A 17,108-nucleotide genomic window follows, 5' to 3' on the forward strand; every position below is an offset into this window, starting at 1 on the left:
TCAGGCCGCGTCCTGGGAAGGCGCCTTCAGGGGCTCCCACCAAGCGCGGTTTCGCTCGTACCAGCGGACGGTCTCGGCGAGTCCCTGGGCGAGGCCGACGCGCGGGCGGTGGCCCAGGGCGCGGAGCTTGGCGCCGGAGAGGGCGTAGCGGCGGTCGTGGCCCTTGCGGTCGGGTACGTGCCGGACCCGCTCCCAGGCGGCACCCAGGATGTCCAGGAGACGGCGGGTGAGCTCCCGGTTGGTCAGCTCGCCGGTGCCCGCGACGTGGTAGATCTCCCCCGGCGCGCCTCGTTCGGCGACCAGCTGGACGCCGCGACAGTGATCGTCCACATGGATCCAGTCGCGGACATGATCGCCGTCGCCATAGAGCGGGACGTCATGGCCATCCAGCAGACGGGTGACGAAGAGCGGGATGATCTTCTCGGGATACTGGTAGGGGCCGTAGTTGTTGCCACAGCGGGTGATGCTGACCGGCAGGCCGTGGGTCTGCCCGTACGCTCGCGCGATCAGGTCGCCGCCCGCCTTGCTCGCCGCGTACGGGGAGTTGGGCGCGAGCGGGGCGGACTCGTCCCACGCGCCGCTGTCGATCGACCCGTACACCTCGTCGGTGGAGACCTGGACGACGTGCCGGGTGCGGGCGTTGAGGCACGCCTGCATGAGGGTCTGCACGCCCTGGACGTTCGTGCGCACGAAGTCGCCCGGGTCGGCTATGGACCGGTCGACGTGCGACTCGGCGGCGAAGTTGAGCACGACGTCATGGCCGGGGACCACCCTCGCGAGCAGGCCCTCGTCGCAGATGTCCCCGTGCACGAACGTGAAGCCGCCTGCGACCGGCTCCAGATTGGCCAGGTTGCCGGCATAGGTCAGCTTGTCGAGGACGGTGACGTGGGCCCCGGCCCAGGCCGGGTACTCGCCCGAGACCAGCGAACGCACGTAGTGGGACCCGATGAACCCCGCCCCGCCGGTGACCAGAACGCGCAGAACCTCCTCGCCGGCGGGACGCCCCGATCGGGGCGGGCGCCCGCAGGCCGGGCGCCCGCCCTGATGATCGCGGTCGATGTCCACCACGCGCCCGGCCTACTTGGCGCCGGTGATCATTCCGGCGGCGACGGTGTTGTGGGTGGCCTCGTCGATCAGGATGAAGCCGCCGGTGAGGCGGTTGCGGCTGTAGTCGTCGACGAACAGCGGCTGGGTGACGCGCAGGCTGACGCGGCCGATCTCGTTCAGCTGCAGCGCGGTGGCGGTCTCGTCACGGTGCAGGGTGTTGACGTCCAGCCGGTAGTGCAGCTCCTTGACCAGCGCGCGGGCGGTCCGGGTGGTGTGCTTGATCACCAGCTTCATCCGCGGCGACAACGCCCGATCCGGCGTCATCCAGCACACCATCGCGTCCAGATCCTGGGCGACCTCGGGCCGGTTGTGCGGCCGCGCGATCATGTCACCACGGGAGATGTCGATGTCGTCGGCCAGCCGCAACGTCACCGACATCGGCGCGTACGCCTCGGCGACGGGCCCGCCCGGGCCGTCGATGTGGGTGATGGTGGTGGTCAGCCCGGACGGCAGATGCACCACCTCATCGCCGGGTTTGAGCACCCCACCGGCGACCTGCCCGGCATACCCGCGGTAGTCGTGCAGCTCGGGATCGGTGGACTTGTGCGGCCGGATCACATACTGCACCGGGAACCGCACATCGATCAGGTTGCGGTCAGAGGCGATGTGCACATGCTCCAGGTGATGCAGCAGCGACGACCCCTCGTACCAGCCCATGTTCGGCGAGCGGTCCACCACGTTGTCGCCGTGCAGCGCCGAGATCGGGATGAACGTCAGATCGGTGACGGCCAGCTTGGAGGCGAACGCGGTGAACTCGTCGATGATCCGCTCGTAGACGGCCTGGTCGTAGCCGACCAGGTCCATCTTGTTCACCGCCACCACCAGGTGCGGCACCTTCAGCAACGTGGTCAAGAACGCATGCCGCCGCGACTGCTCCAGGATGCCCTTGCGGGCATCCACCAGAATGATCGCCAGGTCGGCGGTGGAGGCGCCGGTGACCATGTTGCGGGTGTACTGGATGTGGCCCGGAGTGTCGGCGATGATGAACTTACGCCGCGGCGTGGCGAAGTACCGGTAGGCGACATCGATGGTGATGCCCTGCTCCCGCTCGGCCCGCAGCCCGTCGGTCAGCAACGCCAGATTGGTGTAATCCTCACCCCGATCGACACTGGTGCGCTCCACCGCCTCCAGCTGATCCTCAAAAATCGACTTCGAGTCGTACAACAGGCGGCCGATGAGGGTGGACTTGCCGTCATCGACGCTGCCGGCGGTGGCGAACCGCAAAATGTCCATCTGCTTGGAGGTGGTCATTAGAAGTAGCCCTCCTTCTTGCGGTCTTCCATCGCGGCCTCGCTGGTGCGGTCATCGGCGCGAGTCTGGCCACGTTCGGTGATCCGGGTCGCTGCGATCTCCTCGATCACCTCATCCAGCGTCGCCGCGCTCGACTTCACCGCACCCGTGCAGGAGGCGTCCCCGACCGTTCGGTAGCGCACCGTCGCCTCGAACGCCGGCTCGTCCTCGCCGCGGTTGGCATAGGAGATGTCGGCCAGCAGCATGCCGTCGCGTTCGAACACCATCCGGGTGTGCGCGAAATAGATCGGCGGCAGCTCCAGACCCTCGCGCCGGATGTAGTCCCAGATGTCCAGCTCGGTCCAGTTCGACAGCGGGAACACCCGCACATGCTCACCACGACGGATCTTGGTGTTGTACAGGTTCCACAGCTCGGGGCGCTGGTTCTTGGGGTCCCACTGCCCGAACTCGTCGCGGAAGGACACCACCCGCTCCTTGGCGCGGGCCTTCTCCTCATCGCGGCGGGCACCGCCGAACGCGGCGTCGAACTGATGCTCCTCGATCGCGTCCAGCAGCGTGGTGGTCTGCAACCGGTTACGGCTGGCCCGGCGTCCGGTCTCCTCCACCACCCGGCCCTGGTCGATCGAGTCCTGCACCGACGCCACCACCAGCCGGACACCGAGCTCGGCGACGCGGCGGTCCCGATACTCGATGACTTCGGGGAAGTTGTGGCCGGTGTCGACATGCATCACCGGGAACGGGATGGGCGCCGGCCAGAACGCCTTCTCGGCCAGCCGCAGCATCACGATGCTGTCCTTACCGCCCGAGAACAGCAGGACCGGCCGCTCGAACTCAGCGGCCACCTCCCGGATGATCTGAATCGACTCGGCCTCAAGCACGTCCAACTGGGACAACAGGTAATCGCAGCGCTGCATGGTCTGGGGCTCTCTCCACACGCTTTCTGGCAGATGCTCCGGGGGAACGCTCTTCCCACCGGCTGGGTTGTGTACCCCGGACGGGTCACTCCGGCAGGGCGTCGCTCACGTCCCGGATGCCGGTCAGCAGCGTCGATGCCGACACGGGATGGCAGACCAGGATATCCGGCAACCGGGGGTCCTTCTGGTTGTAGACGGCCTCGGACCCGTCGATCCGGCTTGCGTGGGCCCCGGCGGCCAGCGCCACCGCGACCGGAGCGGCCGAATCCCACTCATACTGGCCGCCCGCGTGGACGTACGCGTCGACCTCACCGAGCAGCACCGCGGAGATCTTCGCACCCGCCGATCCGATCGGCACCAGTTCGACTTTCGCGTCCAGGGTCTCGGCCAGACGCTGGACGAACGCGGGCGGCCTGGTGCGGCTCACGGCGATGCGCAGCCGTCCCGCGGCGGGCTCTGAGACCCGCAACGGCTCGACCCCTGTGACGTTGACCACAGTTGCTCCGGCCGGATCGGTGACAAGGGTCTTGCCCTGCGCCGGAAGCGCGACCGCCCCCGCCGTCAACCGGCCCTTCTCCCAGAGCGCCACGTGCACAGCCCAGTCCCGGCGGCCTTCCTCCGAGAACTCCCGGGTCCCGTCGAGCGGGTCGACGATCCAGACCCGATCCGCCTGGAGCCGTACCTCGTCGGCCGTGTTCGCCGTGGGGGGCGTCGCCCCCTTGCCCGCGACGGAGGCGCGGCCCTCCTCGGAAAGGATCGCATCATCCGGACGGCGTTCGGCCAGTGCGGCCATGAGGTACTCATGTGCCCGCAGGTCCCCGGTGTCCTTCAGGAGGCGGGAGTCGGCGAACCCGATCTCCTCGCGCACGCCCTGCAGGATCCGGCCCGCGGTCCCGGCGAGTTCCGCCGCCAACGCGTGGTCGTCGGTCACCGCGGACACGCCGCCGCTCTCCGTCATCGCTCGACCCACATTCCCGACTCGGTTGATCTGTTCGGTATACATTCTCACGCCGCCCCCTCCAGGCTTCCAGCCGGGGCCCGCGGCGTTCACCTTCCACCTTGCCATGCACGTCGCCGCCCCATGCCTTTCCGCCAGGCGGAGGCGGGAGCGCAGGCGTGTCGCCGCGTCAGTAGGCGCCGGAGCCGCGAAAAACGGCGGACCAGGTCTTCCACATGATCTGGAGATCCAGGGCGAGCGACCAGTTGTCCACGTAGCGCAGGTCGAGCCGGACGGACTCCTCCCAGGTGAGGTCGGACCGGCCGCTCACCTGCCACAGACCGGTCATGCCGGGTTTGACGACCAGGCGGCGCCGGACGTCGTCCCCGTACTTGGCGACTTCCTCGGGGAGCGGCGGGCGCGGACCGACCAGGGACATGTCGCCGCGTGCCACGTTGATCAGCTGGGGCAGTTCGTCCAGCGAGTAGCGGCGCAGCCAGCGGCCGACCCGGGTGATGCGCGGATCCTGCCTCATCTTGAAGAGCACGCCGTCGTTCTCGTTGTGCTCGATCAGGTCGACCTTGCGGGCCTCGGCGTCCACGACCATCGTGCGGAACTTGAGCACGGTGAACTCGCTGCCGTCGCGGCCGACCCGCACCTGGCGGAACAACACCGGACCGCTGCTGGTGACCTTGATCGCAACGGCGATCGCGAGCACCAGCGGGCTGAGGAGGGCCAGCCCGGCCAGCGCGCCGACACGGTCGAACATGCTCTTGAGGAACTTGCGGCCGCCGTCGAGCTCCGGATGCTCCACGTGCAGCAGTGGCAGCCCGGCGACCGGGCGGATGGAGATCCGCGGCCCGGCGGCGTCCATGAGCGCGGGGGCGACGACGAGCTCGACGTCGTCGCGCTCGATCTGCCAGGCCAGCCGGCGCAGTGCGAGGCCGTCCATCTCGGGGCAGGCCAGAACGGCGACCGAGTCGGCCCCGATCTGCTCGACGACCTTCGCCGTCTGGCCGAAGTCGCCCAGCACGGGAACGCCCTCGACGCTGCTCACGTCCAGGAAGCTCTCGTCGTCGTCCAGCTCCGCCCGCAGCGCGTCGTCGCTCTCGAACAGGACCGGGGGCAAGCAGACGCCGACGATGTCCATGCCGTGGTACCGCTTCTGGCGCAGCAGCCGGATCAGGTCGGCGAGCGCCGCCCGGTGCCCGACGGCGACGACCCGGCGCATGCACTCGCCCTTCCAGCGCCGGTCATGCAGCCATTTGCGCAGGCGATATCGGGCGAACACGTTGAGGACGGTGGCCAGCGGCAGCGCCATCACCACGTAGCCGCGCGCCACTTCGGTCTTGGTGGCGTACGCGGCGATCGCCACGGTCGCGGTGATGATGAACCCGGACCGCAGCACGCGGTGGAACTCCTCTGAGCCCACCCCGATGAAGCGCGGCTCGTACGCCCGGCTGATCGTCAGGATGAGGAGCCACAGCACGGGCAGGGCGACGGTGAGTGCGATGTAGGGCGCGGTGAGGGCGTTGGGGGTGCCGGGGAAACGCAGCACGAAAGCGACCACGCCCGCCAGCAGCATGCTGAGAAAGTCCACGCCCATCGCGCGGCGCCGGTACGATCCCGTCCAGTTCAGGGTATGGGCGCGCCGCTGCTGGTCTCTGGGTGAGGCATCTACCCGGAGCTTGTCAACGACGGCCATGAACGCCTACCTAACCACCCTGCAACACGCGTCGCATGCGTGTACTCACACACGCAAGACGCCGGAAAGGCACTCTAGGTTCACATGTCCCACGAACCTCGTTCCTGCGCATCTTACGATCGCAGGGGTCCAAACCGCAGAGCAAAGCCGCACTTCAGAAGCACAACTCCGGCAATGTGGGACCAATTACCACGCTCAGCACCCGAATCGGCCAGACCAGTCGAGGCAGTGTGTCTTGGTCGAAAATGCCTCCGACCAGCGGCGGCCGTCGTTCAGGTGGTGTGGAAAGTGTTCTGGGCGACCGCGAGCCCCTCGGCGACCAAGGCCTCGACCGCGTCCGCCGCGCGTTCCACGTTGAGGTCGAGCTCCTTGCGCTCGGTCGCCGAGAAGTCCTTGAGCACAAAGGCCGCGGCGTCCATGCGGCCCGGCGGGCGGCCCACGCCGAACCGCACCCGCAGGTAGTCCTTGGCGGACACCGACTTGGTGATCGAGCGCAGCCCGTTGTGGCCGTTGTCACCGCCGCCCTGCTTCAACCGGACCGCCCCATACGGGATGTCCAGCTCGTCATGGACGACGATGACCCGCTCCAACGGCACTTTGTAGAAGTCCTGGAGGCCCTTCACCGGACCGCCCGACTCGTTCATGTACGTGCGGGGCTTGGCCAGGACGGCGCGCGCGCCCGCCAGCCGCCCTTCAACGACCTCGGCCCGGCTCTTGTGGGCCTTGAACTTGCCGCCGGTACGCGCAGCCAGCGTGTCGAGGACCATGAAGCCCGCGTTGTGGCGGTTTCCGGCATACGACGGCCCGGGATTGCCCAGCCCCACGACCAGCCAGAGATCAGCGCTCACGAACTCTCTCTCCTCCACGCCGGCCCCACCCGGCCGGCTCCTCGTTCAGCCGAACGGCCCCCGGCGGTGCGAGCACCGGGCCGGGGGCCGTTCCGCCTGGAACTGAGAGACGGCAGACCGGCCAGGGACGGCCGGCGGGCGTCGTCGTTGATTCGGCGGAGTTACTCGGCGGACTCGCCTTCGGCGGCGGCCTCGCCTTCGCCTTCGGCGCCCTCTTCGGCGACGGCCTCGGCCGGCTCGGTGGAGACGGTCGCGTCGACGATCTGGACGATCAGCAGCTCCTCGTCGGCGGCCAGGGTGGCGCCGGCGGGCAGCTTGAGATCCTTGGCGAGCACCTGGCTGTCGATCTCCAGGCCCTCGATGTCGAGGTCGACACCCTGCGGGATGTGGGTGGCCTCGGCCTCGACCGAGATCTCGACCTCGGCCTGCACCATGCGGCCGCCGGCGACGACGTTGCCGGTCACGTTGACCGGGATGGAGACGGTGACCTTCTCGCCGCTCTTGACCAGCAGCAGGTCGACATGCTCGAGGAAGCCCTTGATCGGGTCGCGCTGCACGTCCTTGGGCAGGGCCAGCTCGGCGCCGTCGCCGAGGCCCTCGATGCGCAGCAGCACGTTGGGGGTCTTGAGGGCGAGCATCAGGTCATGGCCGGGCAGCGAGATGTGCTCCGGGTCGGTGCCGTGACCGTAGAGGACGGCGGGCACCTTGCCGGCCCGGCGGGTGCGCCGCGCGGCACCCTTACCGAACTCGGTGCGCGGCTCGGCGGCAATGCGTACCTCGGACACGGCGAAAACTCCTTGTTGTTGCGATCCACGGCCGTCCGTCATGGACGTCCGCTACGGACATAAGCGAATCAGGCGGTGCTCGACGCGTCAGGCGCCTCGAAGATTCTTTGCGTTCCCCGGGGAGTGCGAGTCCGATCGGAGCCGTACTGAACGACCCGGGGCATACGCGGATTCACCAAGTCTAGCCGATCGTCGCAACAGCAAGCGCCATAGGGGCGGAGACCGGCCGTAGGACCGGGACACCCGGCCGTAGAACTGTGACACAGGACCCGGCCCCGAACGCCGGAACGCTCCGCGCCCATCAGGGTGCGGAGCGTTCCACATGCTTGTTTCAGGTCGGCGTCCCGTGGAGCGCCTGCCGGCGTCCCGCGCGGAACGCCGGCCTCAACGGCTCAGCTGTGACCGCCGAAGAGGCTGGTCACGGACCCGTCGCTGAAGACCTCGTGGATGGCCTGGGCCACCAGCGGGGCGATCGGCAGGACGGTCAGCTTGTCGAACCGCTTTTCCTCGGGGATCGGCAGGGTGTCGGTGAGGACGACCTCGGAGATCCGCGAGTTCTTGAGGCGGTCGACGGCGGGACCCGAGAGCACGCCGTGCGTCGCGGCGACGACGACCTTGGTGGCGCCCTGGTCGAAGAGCGCGTCGGCGGCCTTCACGATGGTGCCGCCCGTGTCGATCATGTCGTCCACGATCACGCAGGTACGGCCCCGGACCTCACCGACGACGTCGAAGACCTTGACCTCGTTGGCCACGTCGGGGTCGCGCTTCTTGTGGATGATCGCCATGGGCACGCCGCCGAGCCGGTCGGACCAGCGTTCGGTGACGCGCACCCGGCCCGCGTCGGGCGCGACCATGGTGACCTGGGTCAGGTCGAGCCGCTGCTCGAAGTGGTCGGCCAGGATGTCCAGCGCGAACAGGTGGTCCACCGGGCCGTCGAAGAAACCCTGGATCTGCGCGGTGTGCAGGTCGACCGTGATGAGCCGGTCGGCGCCCGCGGTCTTGAACAGGTCGGCCATGAGCCGGGCCGAGATGGGCTCGCGGCCGCGGTGCTTCTTGTCCTGCCGGGCGTACCCGAAGAACGGCGCCACGACGGTGATCCGCTTGGCCGACGCGCGCTTGAGCGCGTCCACCATGATCAGCTGCTCCATGATCCATTGGTTGATGGGAGCGGTGTGGCTCTGGATCACGAAGGCGTCGGAGCCACGGACCGACTCCAGGAACCGCACGAACGTCTCACCGTTCGCGAAGTCGTAGGCCGACGTGGGCGTGAGTTCGACGTCGAGATTGTCGGCTACTTCCTTGGACAGGTCCGGGTGGGCCCGGCCGGAGAAGAGCATCAGCTTCTTCTGGCCGCTCGCCTTGATCCCACTCACCTCTGACAACTCCCCCTCAACGGAACTATGCACATCGCGCGGGTTCACCCCACTCCCCGCAGGCCGAAGAAGCACCATGGCCGGCCCGCAGTGGTCTCTTATGCCCCGGAGGGAGTCCTCCGAGCGTTTGTCCCGGAAGGATCACTCCCGGACTTGCCGGGGGCGGGCGCCCCCGGAGCTCGTTCATTCGGCGTCGTCGCCTTTGTCGTCGCCCTTGTCATCGGCGTCGTTGACGTCGTCGGCCTCGGCTCCCGCCTTGGCCTTGGCCTTGGCAGCCGCTTCGGCGAATCGGGTGCCGGCGCGCTTGCGCTCGACCCACTCCTCGATGTTGCGCTGCTTTCCGCGGGCGACCGCGATCGCCCCGGGCGGCACGTCGTTGGTGATGGTCGAACCGGCCGCCGTGAAACCGCCGTCCTCGACCGTGACCGGAGCGACGAGCACGGAGTTGCTGCCCACGAAGGCGTGCTCGCCGATCTCGGTGTGGAACTTGTTGACGCCGTCGTAGTTGGCGAAGATCGTTCCGGCGCCGATGTTGGCCCCGGCCCCGATCGTGGCGTCCCCCACATAGGTGAGGTGCGGGACCTTGCCGCCCTCGCCCACCTCGGCGTTCTTGGTCTCGACGTACGCGCCGACCTTGGCCTTGCGCGCCAGCCTGGTGCCGGGCCGCAGGTAGGCGAACGGGCCGACCGAGGCCTCAGGCCCGATCTCGGCGCTGTCGCAGACAGCGTTGATCACGCGCGCCCCGGCGCCCACGCGGGTGTCGGTCAGCGTGCAGCCCGGCCCGACCTGCGCGCCCTCGTCCAGATGTGTCCGGCCGTGCAGCTGGGTGCCGGGGTGGACGACGGCGTCCGCGTCGGCGGTCACCGTCACGTCGATCCAGGTGCTCTGCGGGTCGACGACCGTCACGCCCGCGCGCATGTGGGCCTCGAGGATCCGGTCGTTCAGCTGCCGGCGCGCCTGCGCCAGCTGGACCTTGTCGTTCACGCCCTGGGTCTCCACCCAGTCCGCGGCCCGGAAGGCGCCGGCCCGGTGGCCGTCGCCGCGCAGGATGGCCACGACGTCGGTGAGGTATTCCTCACCCTTGGCGTTGTCCGTCGTCACCCGCTTGAGCGCGTCGGCCAGCAGGGCGCCGTCGAACGCGTACATGCCGACGTTGATCTCGCGGATGGCCCGCTGCTCGTCGTGGGCGTCCTTGTGCTCCACGATCGCCGTGACCGCGCCGCCCTCCCCCTCCCGGAGGATCCGGCCGTAGCCGGTGGCGTCGGGCATCTCGGTGGTGAGGATCGTCACCGCGTTGCCCTCGTTCTCATGGGTCTGAACGAGGCGTCCGAGGGTCTCGCCGCGCAGCAGCGGATGATCGCCGTTCGTGACGACGACGGTCCCCCGGAGCTCGCCGACCTGCTCGAGGACCATCCGTACGGCATGGCCTGTGCCGCCCTGGCGTTCCTGCACGACCGCCTCGGCGGCCGGGGCGTTCCCCTCCAGATGGGCGACCACCTGCTCCCGCCGGTGCCCCACCACCACGATGGTGCGCTCGGGTTCGAGCTCCCCGGCCGCGGCCAGGACGTGGCCGAGCATGGTGCGGCCGCACAGCTCGTGCAGGACCTTGGAAGTGCGGGATTTCATCCGGGTGCCCTCGCCTGCGGCGAGGACGATGACGGCGGCCGGGCGGCTCGCCCAGCTCCCTGCACGGCCGACACTCACAGGGGAGTCTCCTCGGCGTCGCGGACTGGATCGGTCACGGGCGAGGCCCGGTGTCCTGACCCCGGGGTCCAACCTGCTGTCTACCTGCTGCGATGAAGGGACGGCAGGCCGTAACTCGCCCGACATCCGAAGGATACCGCCCAGCTCCGCCTTGTCACCCACCAGGCAGCATCCGGCGAACAGGATGGCTCCGGCGCAAGGACTCGAACCTTGTCTAAGGGCACCAAAAACCCTTGTGCTGCCAATTACACCACGCCGGATCGAAGACGACAGACCAGCCGCATGGTCGATCTGTCGGGCTCAACGATACCGAGCCGACGACGCAGCCTTCACCTCTATTGCCCGCAGCGGCCCCCGGCCCGAGGCCACCCACCCCCGTCCGAGTCCTCCACGGGGCCTTCTGATCGATTCGGGCGGCTGTTTAGGACGGCCTCAATCGAGCAAGCATCACAAAAGAGGAAGACCTGGTCACACAGAAAGTGCGTACAGCGAACGATTGTCAAGCCTGGAGCGTTGATGCTGGGAGAAGCATCGCGCGGAGGCTTTCGACGTGCCGATCCAAGGACGTCGTGCGGCAGGTCACACGGCTGGCTCTCGGCGAGGTGAGATGCATCTGACTCGCAAGTGAGCTCTGAGCCCCCTGGGACGGACTCCCACTGATTTTACGTTCTGACACTGTCCAACTTACGGTTGCGTAGGTTACGTTAGCGTAGGTAAGCCTCATCCGCAGGAAGAAGTGGTGACACATGACTACAGCCCCCGTCCTTGAACCCTCGACAAGTCGGCCAGCGCGCCCGGAGATCGAGCCCGAGCCGACCAGCGTTTCCGAGCGGGTCCTCGTCGGGGTCTTCACTGGTGTCCCGTTCATCGCCCTCATCGCCGGGATCCCGCTGGCCTGGGGCCGGTTCCTCGGCTGGACCGACCTCGCTCTCATGGCGGTGTTCTACTTCGTCTCCGCCGCCGGCATCACGGTCGGCTACCACCGCTACTTCACGCACAGCTCGTTCAAGGCCAACCGCGGTCTGAAGATCTTCATGGCGCTCGCCGGCGGCCTGGCCATGGAGGGCCCGGTGATCACCTGGGTCGCCGACCACCGCCGCCACCACAAGCACTCCGACAAGGAGTTCGACCCGCACTCGCCGTGGCGTTTCGGCAACGACTGGAAGGCCCTGACCAAGGGCCTCGTCTGGGCCCACTACGGCTGGCTCTTCGACGGCAACCGCACCTCCAAGGAGCGGTTCGCCAAGGACCTGCTGAACGACAAGGACATCGTCCGCATCCACAAGTGGTTCCCCGGCCTGGTCGCGGTCTCGTTCCTCCTCCCCACCGTCCTCGGCGGCCTGCTGACCATGTCCTGGCAGGGCGCCCTCACCGCGCTGTTCTGGGCCGGCCTGGTCCGCATCACCCTCGTGCACCACGTCACCTGGTCGATCAACTCGATCTGCCACACGTTCGGCAAGGAGCACTTCGAGGTGCGCGACAAGTCCCGCAACGTCTGGTGGCTGGCGATCCCGTCGCTGGGCGAGTCGTGGCACAACCTGCACCACTCCGACCCGACGTGCGCTCGGCACGGCGTGCTGAAGGGCCAGATCGACATCAGCGCCCGGATCATCTGGACCTTCGAGAAGGCGGGCTGGGCACACGATGTCCGGTGGCCGAATTCCGAGCGTCTCGCCAGCAAGCGTACGAACGTCGCCGCGTGAGCGTCACAATTGATCCCATGACTGAACCCGCCCCGCCACGGTCACGTAGGAAGCGCATGACCGGCAAGGAACGACGCGAGCAGCTGCTGAACATCGGCCGCACGCTGTTCGCCGAGCGGGGGTTGGACGGCACCTCGGTAGAGGAGATCGCCGCCGCGGCGGGTGTCTCCAAGCCCGTGGTGTACGAGCACTTCGGCGGCAAGGAGGGGCTCTACGCCGTCGTCGTCGACCGCGAGTTCGAGCGGCTCCTCGGCCTGATCACCGAGGCGCTCAACTCCGCGGTCCACTACCGCGGCAAGCTCGAAAAGGCGGCCCTGGCGCTCCTGGAGTACATCGAGGAGAACCCCGACGGCTTCCGCATCATCGTCCGCGACTCGCACGGCGGCACGGGCACGGGCAGCTTCGCCAGCCTCCTCTCCGAGATCGCCGGCGAGGTCGAGCACGTCATGGCACAGGAGCTCGACCGCCATGACTACGACGAGAAGTTCGCGCCCATGTACGCCCAGATGCTGGTCGGCATGGTCGCCCTCACCGGCCAGTGGTGGCTGGACGCGCGCAAGCCCAAACGGGAAGAGGTCGCCGCCCACATGGTGAACCTCGCCTGGAACGGCCTGTCCGGGCTGGAGCCCCGCCCGTCCCTCGACCCCAGGCGCCGCCGCAAAGAGCTCGAACGCATGAAGTCGCGCGCCGCCAAGGAGGCGGCCAAGGAAGAGAAGGCGGCCGCCAAGGAGGCCGCGAAGGAGGAGAAGGCCGCCGCCAAGGCCCAGCGGAAGGGCCGCCCGGCCGACGAGGACCTCCCCGAGCGGATCGACGAAGCAACCTACTGAGCGTGACGGTCCATCGACGAACTGTCACACCCCTCCTCTAATCTCGGTCCCACCCCCGAGAAGGAGGAAGCCGATGGACCCGTCAACGCCCTGCGCCTTACACCCTCCGGGCACCACCCCATGATCGCCCGCCGCGACCCCCAGGCCGGCCGGGACTCCCTGGCCGACCGCGACTCCCCGGCCGACGACTGCGCCCTGGACCTCCTCTGCGACCTCGATGAGTCGCTCTGGATCTACGACGACGCCCGCCGCGCGGATCCCAACGCCTTTCGCAACGCGACCCGCCAGTCCGACCACGTCGACGAGCTGCGCCGCGTCCTCTACCGCCTCCACCACACCCTCGTCGAATGGGAGGCCGAGACACTGTCGGCCTGCCCGCGCGGCCGCCCAGGGCCGGGCCCGGGCCTCGGAAGGGGTGCGGGTTTCGGGTTCGGATGAGTGAGCCGGTGGCCGTCCGGAGTTCTTCCCGGGCGGCCACCGGCCGGGGTCACCGGCTCGGGTCGCGACGCCGGGGCAATGGACGCCGCCCGCTGCGCGAGAGGGCACACCGCAGGGGAACGATTGGCTTCTCTCGCGCAGCGGGCGGCACCCTGTCCATGGGGGCGGCACCTTGCCCATAGGCGGTGTCCATGGGCATCTATGGACCTCCGCCGGCGACGACGAAGATGCGCCGGAAGGGGAAGACGGTGCCGTACGGGGCCGGCGGATACGCCTCGCGGAGGCGTGCTCCGTACTCGGCCAGCAACGCGGTGGTCTCGGCAGGGTCGAGCCTCGTGAGGACGGGTCGGAGGGCGGTGCCCTTGACCCATTCGAGGACCGGGTCGTCGCCCTTGAGGAGCTGGGCGTAGGTGGTCTCCCACGCGTCGACCGTGCAGCCGTGGCGGGACAGGAGGTCGAGATAGCCCGACGGGTCCAGGACCGGATCCCGGCGGAGGGCGTCACCCAGTTTGGCCTGCCAGCGCGGAGACTCGCAGACCTCGCGGAGGAGGGCATGACTGGGGGCGTCGAAGTTGCCGGGCACCTGGAAGGCCAGCCGGCCGCCTGGAGCCAGCGCCTCGATCCAGCGCGGGAGCAGGTCCTGGTGGGTCGGCACCCACTGCAGGACGGCGTTGGAGATGATCAGGTCGACGGGTCGTTCCGGTCGCCAGGTGGTGACATCACCCACGGAAAAGGTGAGCTTGCCAGGGATGCCCCGGGCCGCAGCGATCATTTCGGGTGAGGAGTCGAGCGCCTCTATCCGGGCGCCGGGCCAGCGGCGGAGGAGGGATGCGGTCAGCTCGCCGCTGCCGCAGCCGAGGTCGACGATGTGGCCGGGGGCCTCAAGGTCCACCCGGGCGAGCAACTCGGCGAACGGCCGTGCGCGTTCGTCGGCGAAAACCCCGTACTGCACGGGGTCCCAGACGGCGCCTGCTTGTCTCGACATCAAGAGACATCATGGCCCCGACTCTATCTTGATGTCAAGAAAGTCTTCTCGATATCAAGACAGGTAGGCTGTCGCGCATGCAGGATGAGGTCGATCGGCTGGTCGAGGCATGGCACACGGAGCGGCCGGACCTCGACGTCCAGCCCCTGCACGTCCTCAGCCGGATCTCCAGGCTCGCCAGGCATCTGGACCGTGCCCGGCGCGCGGTGTTCGCCGCCCATGATCTGGAGCCGTGGGAGTTCGACGTGCTGACCGCGCTGCGCCGGGCCGGGACGCCCTACGAGCTCAGCCCCGGCCGGTTGCTGCGCGCGACCCTGGTGACGTCCGGCACCATGACCAACCGGATCGACCGCCTCGCCGCGGCCGGGCTGGTGGAACGGCACCCGGACCCTGGGGACAAGCGCGGCGTCCTAGTGCGGCTCACCGATGCCGGTCAGACCCGGGTGGACGCGGCGTTCGCCGATCTCCTGCGGCGCGAGCACGACATTCTCGACAGCCTCAGCGCCGCCGAACGCGAGTCCCTCGCCGGGTTGCTGCGGACCCTGCTCGTCCCCTTCGACAGCCCCGACGGCCTCTGAGTCAGCCGAGGTCTTCGGCCAGCAGGAGCCACTCCTCCTCGACCTGTGCCGCCTCGTTCTGGATGTCCTTGAGCTGCGCGTTCAGCTGCTGGAGCTTCTCGTAGTCGGTGGCGTGCTCGGCCAGGCGCTCGTGCAGCTCCGCCTCTTGCCTGCCCAGCTTTTCGAGCCGGCGTTCGAGCTTGTCGAGCTCCTTTCGGGCCTTCCAGTCCTGGCCGCCGCCCTTGCCCTGCTTGGCCGCGGGGGCCGCTGCTCGCGGTGCCTGCGCCGGCGCCGCCGCCTGGCCGGGTTTGACGGCGGTACCGCTACGTCGGCGGTCCAGGTACTCGTCCACGCCACCCGGCAGCATCGAGACGCGGCCGTCGCCGAGAAGTGCGGCGACGCGGTCGGTGACACGCTCCAGGAAGTAACGGTCGTGGCTCACCACGACGAGAGTGCCCGGCCAGCCGTCGAGGAGGTCCTCCAGCTCGGTCAGCGTCTCGATGTCGAGGTCGTTGGTCGGCTCGTCCAGCAGGAAGACGTTCGGCTCCGCCATGAGGAGCCGGAGCACCTGCAGGCGCCGCCGTTCGCCGCCTGACAGCTCACCGATGGGCGTCCACTGGCGGTCGCTGCGGAAGCCGAGGCGTTCGAGCAGCTGGCTGGCGGTCCAGTCACGCTTGCCGACCGTGATGCGGCGGCGGATCTCCTCCACCGACTCCAGCACGCGGCGGGACGGATCGAGGTCTTCGAGATTCTGCGACAGATGTGCCAGCTGGACGGTCTTCCCACGGACGATCTTGCCGGCGGACGGGGTGACGGCACCGTCGAGCAGGCGGAGCAGGGTGCTCTTGCCGCTGCCGTTCACGCCGACGAGGCCGATCCGGTCACCGGGTCCGAGCTGCCAGGTGAGGTTCTCGAAGATGTGCCGGCCGCCGACCTCGACGTCCACGTGCTCCAGGTCGAACACCGTCTTGCCGAGCCGGGCCGTCGCGAAACGCGTCAGCTCGACCGAGTCGCGGAGGGGCGGCTCGTCGGCGATCAGCGCCTGGGCGGCGTCGACCCGGAACTTGGGCTTGGACGTCCGGGCCTGCGGGCCGCGGCGCAGCCAGGCCAGCTCCTTGCGGAGGAGGTTCTGCCGCTTGGCCTCGGTGGCGGCTGCGATGCGGGAACGCTCGGCCTTGGCCAGCACATAGGCGGAGTAGCCGCCCTCGTACCGCTCGACCCCGCCGTCGACGACCTCCCACGTACGGTCCGTCACCTCGTCCAGGAACCACCGGTCGTGGGTGACGACGAGCAGCGCGACCCTGCGCTCCTTCAGATGCCGCGCCAGCCAGTCGATGGCCTCGATGTCCAGATGGTTGGTCGGCTCGTCGAGGATCAGCAGGTCGGACTCGGGCACCAGCAGCCGGGCCAGCGCGATCCGGCGCCGCTCGCCGCCCGACATCCCGGCCAGCGGCGCGTCCAGGTCGAGATCGGTGAGGAGCCCGCCGAGGATGTCGCGGATCCGGGTGTCGCCGGCCCACTCGTGCTCGGGCCGGTCGCCGAGAACGATCGAACGCACGGTCGCCCCGTCGGGGAACTCGTCCCGCTGGGTGAGGAAACCGAGCCGCAGCCCGCCGGTGTGGGTCACGCGGCCGCTGTCGGGCTCGGTCTGGCGGGCGAGGATGGACACCAGCGTGCTCTTGCCGCCGCCGTTCCGGCCGACGACGCCGATGCGGTCGCCGGCGTCCAGCCCGAGGGACACCGAGTCGAGCAGCGGTGCAGGCCCGTAGGCCTTACTGACATTCTCAACATTGATGAGGTTCACGACGCCATCAAGGCTAGTGCCCGCCGGCCGCACCCCGTACGAGCAACCCGTCCCCCGAGGCGCGATCGCTGCTCGCCGCGCCCGGGAGACCGGCTGCCTGAGTGGTCAGCCGCCGCCACCGCCGCCGCAGCCTCCGCCACCACCACCGCAGGACGAGCCTCCCCCACTGC

Annotated in this window: 15 protein-coding genes and 1 tRNA gene; 4 read left to right on the plus strand and 12 right to left on the minus strand. The window is 68.9% G+C overall.

Features of this window, described 5'->3' with window-relative positions; translation table 11 throughout:
* The 10 genes from rfbB to F8566_RS32455 form a co-directional block, all read right to left on the minus strand.
* Positions 1 to 981: a dTDP-glucose 4,6-dehydratase gene (gene rfbB, locus F8566_RS32410; protein ID WP_151565790.1), complete on the minus strand. Its 981-nt coding sequence runs from the start codon at positions 979 to 981 to the stop codon at positions 1 to 3.
* A 96-nt stretch (positions 982 to 1,077) separates the two neighbouring features.
* Positions 1,078 to 2,340, minus strand: a complete 1,263-nt coding sequence (locus F8566_RS32415) for a sulfate adenylyltransferase subunit 1 (RefSeq protein WP_151565791.1) — start codon at positions 2,338 to 2,340, stop codon at positions 1,078 to 1,080.
* 17 nt (positions 2,341 to 2,357) lie between these two features.
* On the minus strand, positions 2,358 to 3,272 hold the full coding sequence (gene cysD / locus F8566_RS32420) for a sulfate adenylyltransferase subunit CysD (protein WP_151565665.1): 915 nt from the start codon (positions 3,270 to 3,272) through the stop codon (positions 2,358 to 2,360).
* An 85-nt stretch (positions 3,273 to 3,357) separates the two neighbouring features.
* Complete coding sequence (locus F8566_RS32425; protein WP_192809968.1) at positions 3,358 to 4,230, minus strand: 3'(2'),5'-bisphosphate nucleotidase CysQ; 873 nt, start codon at positions 4,228 to 4,230, stop codon at positions 3,358 to 3,360.
* Positions 4,231 to 4,399: 169 nt separating this feature from the next.
* A complete protein-coding gene (locus F8566_RS32430; protein ID WP_151565666.1) occupies positions 4,400 to 5,914 on the minus strand; it encodes a sugar transferase in 1,515 nt (504 codons plus the stop codon).
* 272 nt (positions 5,915 to 6,186) lie between these two features.
* A complete protein-coding gene (gene pth, locus F8566_RS32435; protein ID WP_151565667.1) occupies positions 6,187 to 6,762 on the minus strand; it encodes an aminoacyl-tRNA hydrolase in 576 nt (191 codons plus the stop codon).
* Positions 6,763 to 6,923: 161 nt separating this feature from the next.
* Positions 6,924 to 7,547 carry a 50S ribosomal protein L25/general stress protein Ctc gene (locus F8566_RS32440; protein ID WP_151565668.1) on the minus strand — a complete coding sequence of 208 codons (624 nt, stop codon included), beginning with the start codon at positions 7,545 to 7,547 and terminating at the stop codon, positions 6,924 to 6,926.
* A gap of 392 nt (positions 7,548 to 7,939) precedes the next feature.
* On the minus strand, positions 7,940 to 8,920 hold the full coding sequence (locus F8566_RS32445) for a ribose-phosphate diphosphokinase (RefSeq protein WP_151565669.1): 981 nt from the start codon (positions 8,918 to 8,920) through the stop codon (positions 7,940 to 7,942).
* A gap of 183 nt (positions 8,921 to 9,103) precedes the next feature.
* Positions 9,104 to 10,624, minus strand: coding sequence for a bifunctional UDP-N-acetylglucosamine diphosphorylase/glucosamine-1-phosphate N-acetyltransferase GlmU (glmU, locus tag F8566_RS32450; protein ID WP_225993712.1), 1,521 nt, complete (start codon positions 10,622 to 10,624; stop codon positions 9,104 to 9,106).
* Between the two features lie 185 nt (positions 10,625 to 10,809).
* Positions 10,810 to 10,884 (minus strand) — tRNA-Gln (locus F8566_RS32455).
* Positions 10,885 to 11,370: 486 nt separating this feature from the next.
* Between F8566_RS32455 and F8566_RS32460 the strand changes: the two genes are divergently transcribed.
* From F8566_RS32460 to F8566_RS32470, 3 genes are all read left to right on the plus strand, one after another.
* Complete coding sequence (locus F8566_RS32460) at positions 11,371 to 12,327, plus strand: acyl-CoA desaturase (RefSeq protein ID WP_151565671.1); 957 nt, start codon at positions 11,371 to 11,373, stop codon at positions 12,325 to 12,327.
* Between the two features lie 17 nt (positions 12,328 to 12,344).
* Positions 12,345 to 13,154: a TetR/AcrR family transcriptional regulator gene (locus tag F8566_RS32465; RefSeq protein WP_151565672.1), complete on the plus strand. Its 810-nt coding sequence runs from the start codon at positions 12,345 to 12,347 to the stop codon at positions 13,152 to 13,154.
* Between the two features lie 120 nt (positions 13,155 to 13,274).
* The gene (locus F8566_RS32470) at positions 13,275 to 13,592 is read left to right on the plus strand and encodes a hypothetical protein (RefSeq protein WP_151565673.1); all 318 of its coding nucleotides are present in this window, start codon (positions 13,275 to 13,277) and stop codon (positions 13,590 to 13,592) included.
* Between the two features lie 199 nt (positions 13,593 to 13,791).
* Here the strand turns inward: F8566_RS32470 and F8566_RS32475 are convergent, their stop codons facing one another.
* The gene (locus tag F8566_RS32475; RefSeq protein ID WP_151565674.1) at positions 13,792 to 14,577 is read right to left on the minus strand and encodes a trans-aconitate 2-methyltransferase; all 786 of its coding nucleotides are present in this window, start codon (positions 14,575 to 14,577) and stop codon (positions 13,792 to 13,794) included.
* Positions 14,578 to 14,654: 77 nt separating this feature from the next.
* Here F8566_RS32475 and F8566_RS32480 point away from each other — a divergent pair, with 77 nt between their 5' ends.
* Positions 14,655 to 15,155: a MarR family winged helix-turn-helix transcriptional regulator gene (locus F8566_RS32480; protein ID WP_151565675.1), complete on the plus strand. Its 501-nt coding sequence runs from the start codon at positions 14,655 to 14,657 to the stop codon at positions 15,153 to 15,155.
* A gap of 1 nt (position 15,156) precedes the next feature.
* Here the strand turns inward: F8566_RS32480 and F8566_RS32485 are convergent, their stop codons facing one another.
* Positions 15,157 to 16,938 (minus strand): ABC-F family ATP-binding cassette domain-containing protein, encoded by a 1,782-nt coding sequence (locus F8566_RS32485; protein WP_151565676.1) that lies wholly within the window; start codon positions 16,936 to 16,938, stop codon positions 15,157 to 15,159.
* Positions 16,939 to 17,108 lie beyond the last annotated feature (170 nt).

Origin of the sequence: Actinomadura rudentiformis (assembly GCF_008923185.1) — a bacterium.
GTDB lineage: Bacteria > Actinomycetota > Actinomycetes > Streptosporangiales > Streptosporangiaceae > Spirillospora > Spirillospora rudentiformis.

Bases quoted from the DNA above. Each gene is read 5' to 3' on its own strand.
- F8566_RS32430 (WP_151565666.1), bottom strand. From the start codon at position 5,914: ATGGCCGTCGTTGACAAGCTCCGGGTAGATGCCTCACCCAGAGACCAG.
- F8566_RS32425 (WP_192809968.1), bottom strand. From the start codon at position 4,230: ATGACGGAGAGCGGCGGCGTGTCCGCGGTGACCGACGACCACGCGTTG.
- F8566_RS32415 (WP_151565791.1), bottom strand. From the start codon at position 2,340: ATGGACATTTTGCGGTTCGCCACCGCCGGCAGCGTCGATGACGGCAAG.
- F8566_RS32460 (WP_151565671.1), top strand. From the start codon at position 11,371: ATGACTACAGCCCCCGTCCTTGAACCCTCGACAAGTCGGCCAGCGCGC.
- F8566_RS32480 (WP_151565675.1), top strand. From the start codon at position 14,655: ATGCAGGATGAGGTCGATCGGCTGGTCGAGGCATGGCACACGGAGCGG.
- cysD (WP_151565665.1), bottom strand. From the start codon at position 3,272: ATGCAGCGCTGCGATTACCTGTTGTCCCAGTTGGACGTGCTTGAGGCC.
- F8566_RS32465 (WP_151565672.1), top strand. From the start codon at position 12,345: ATGACTGAACCCGCCCCGCCACGGTCACGTAGGAAGCGCATGACCGGC.
- F8566_RS32475 (WP_151565674.1), bottom strand. From the start codon at position 14,577: ATGTCGAGACAAGCAGGCGCCGTCTGGGACCCCGTGCAGTACGGGGTT.
- F8566_RS32470 (WP_151565673.1), top strand. From the start codon at position 13,275: ATGATCGCCCGCCGCGACCCCCAGGCCGGCCGGGACTCCCTGGCCGAC.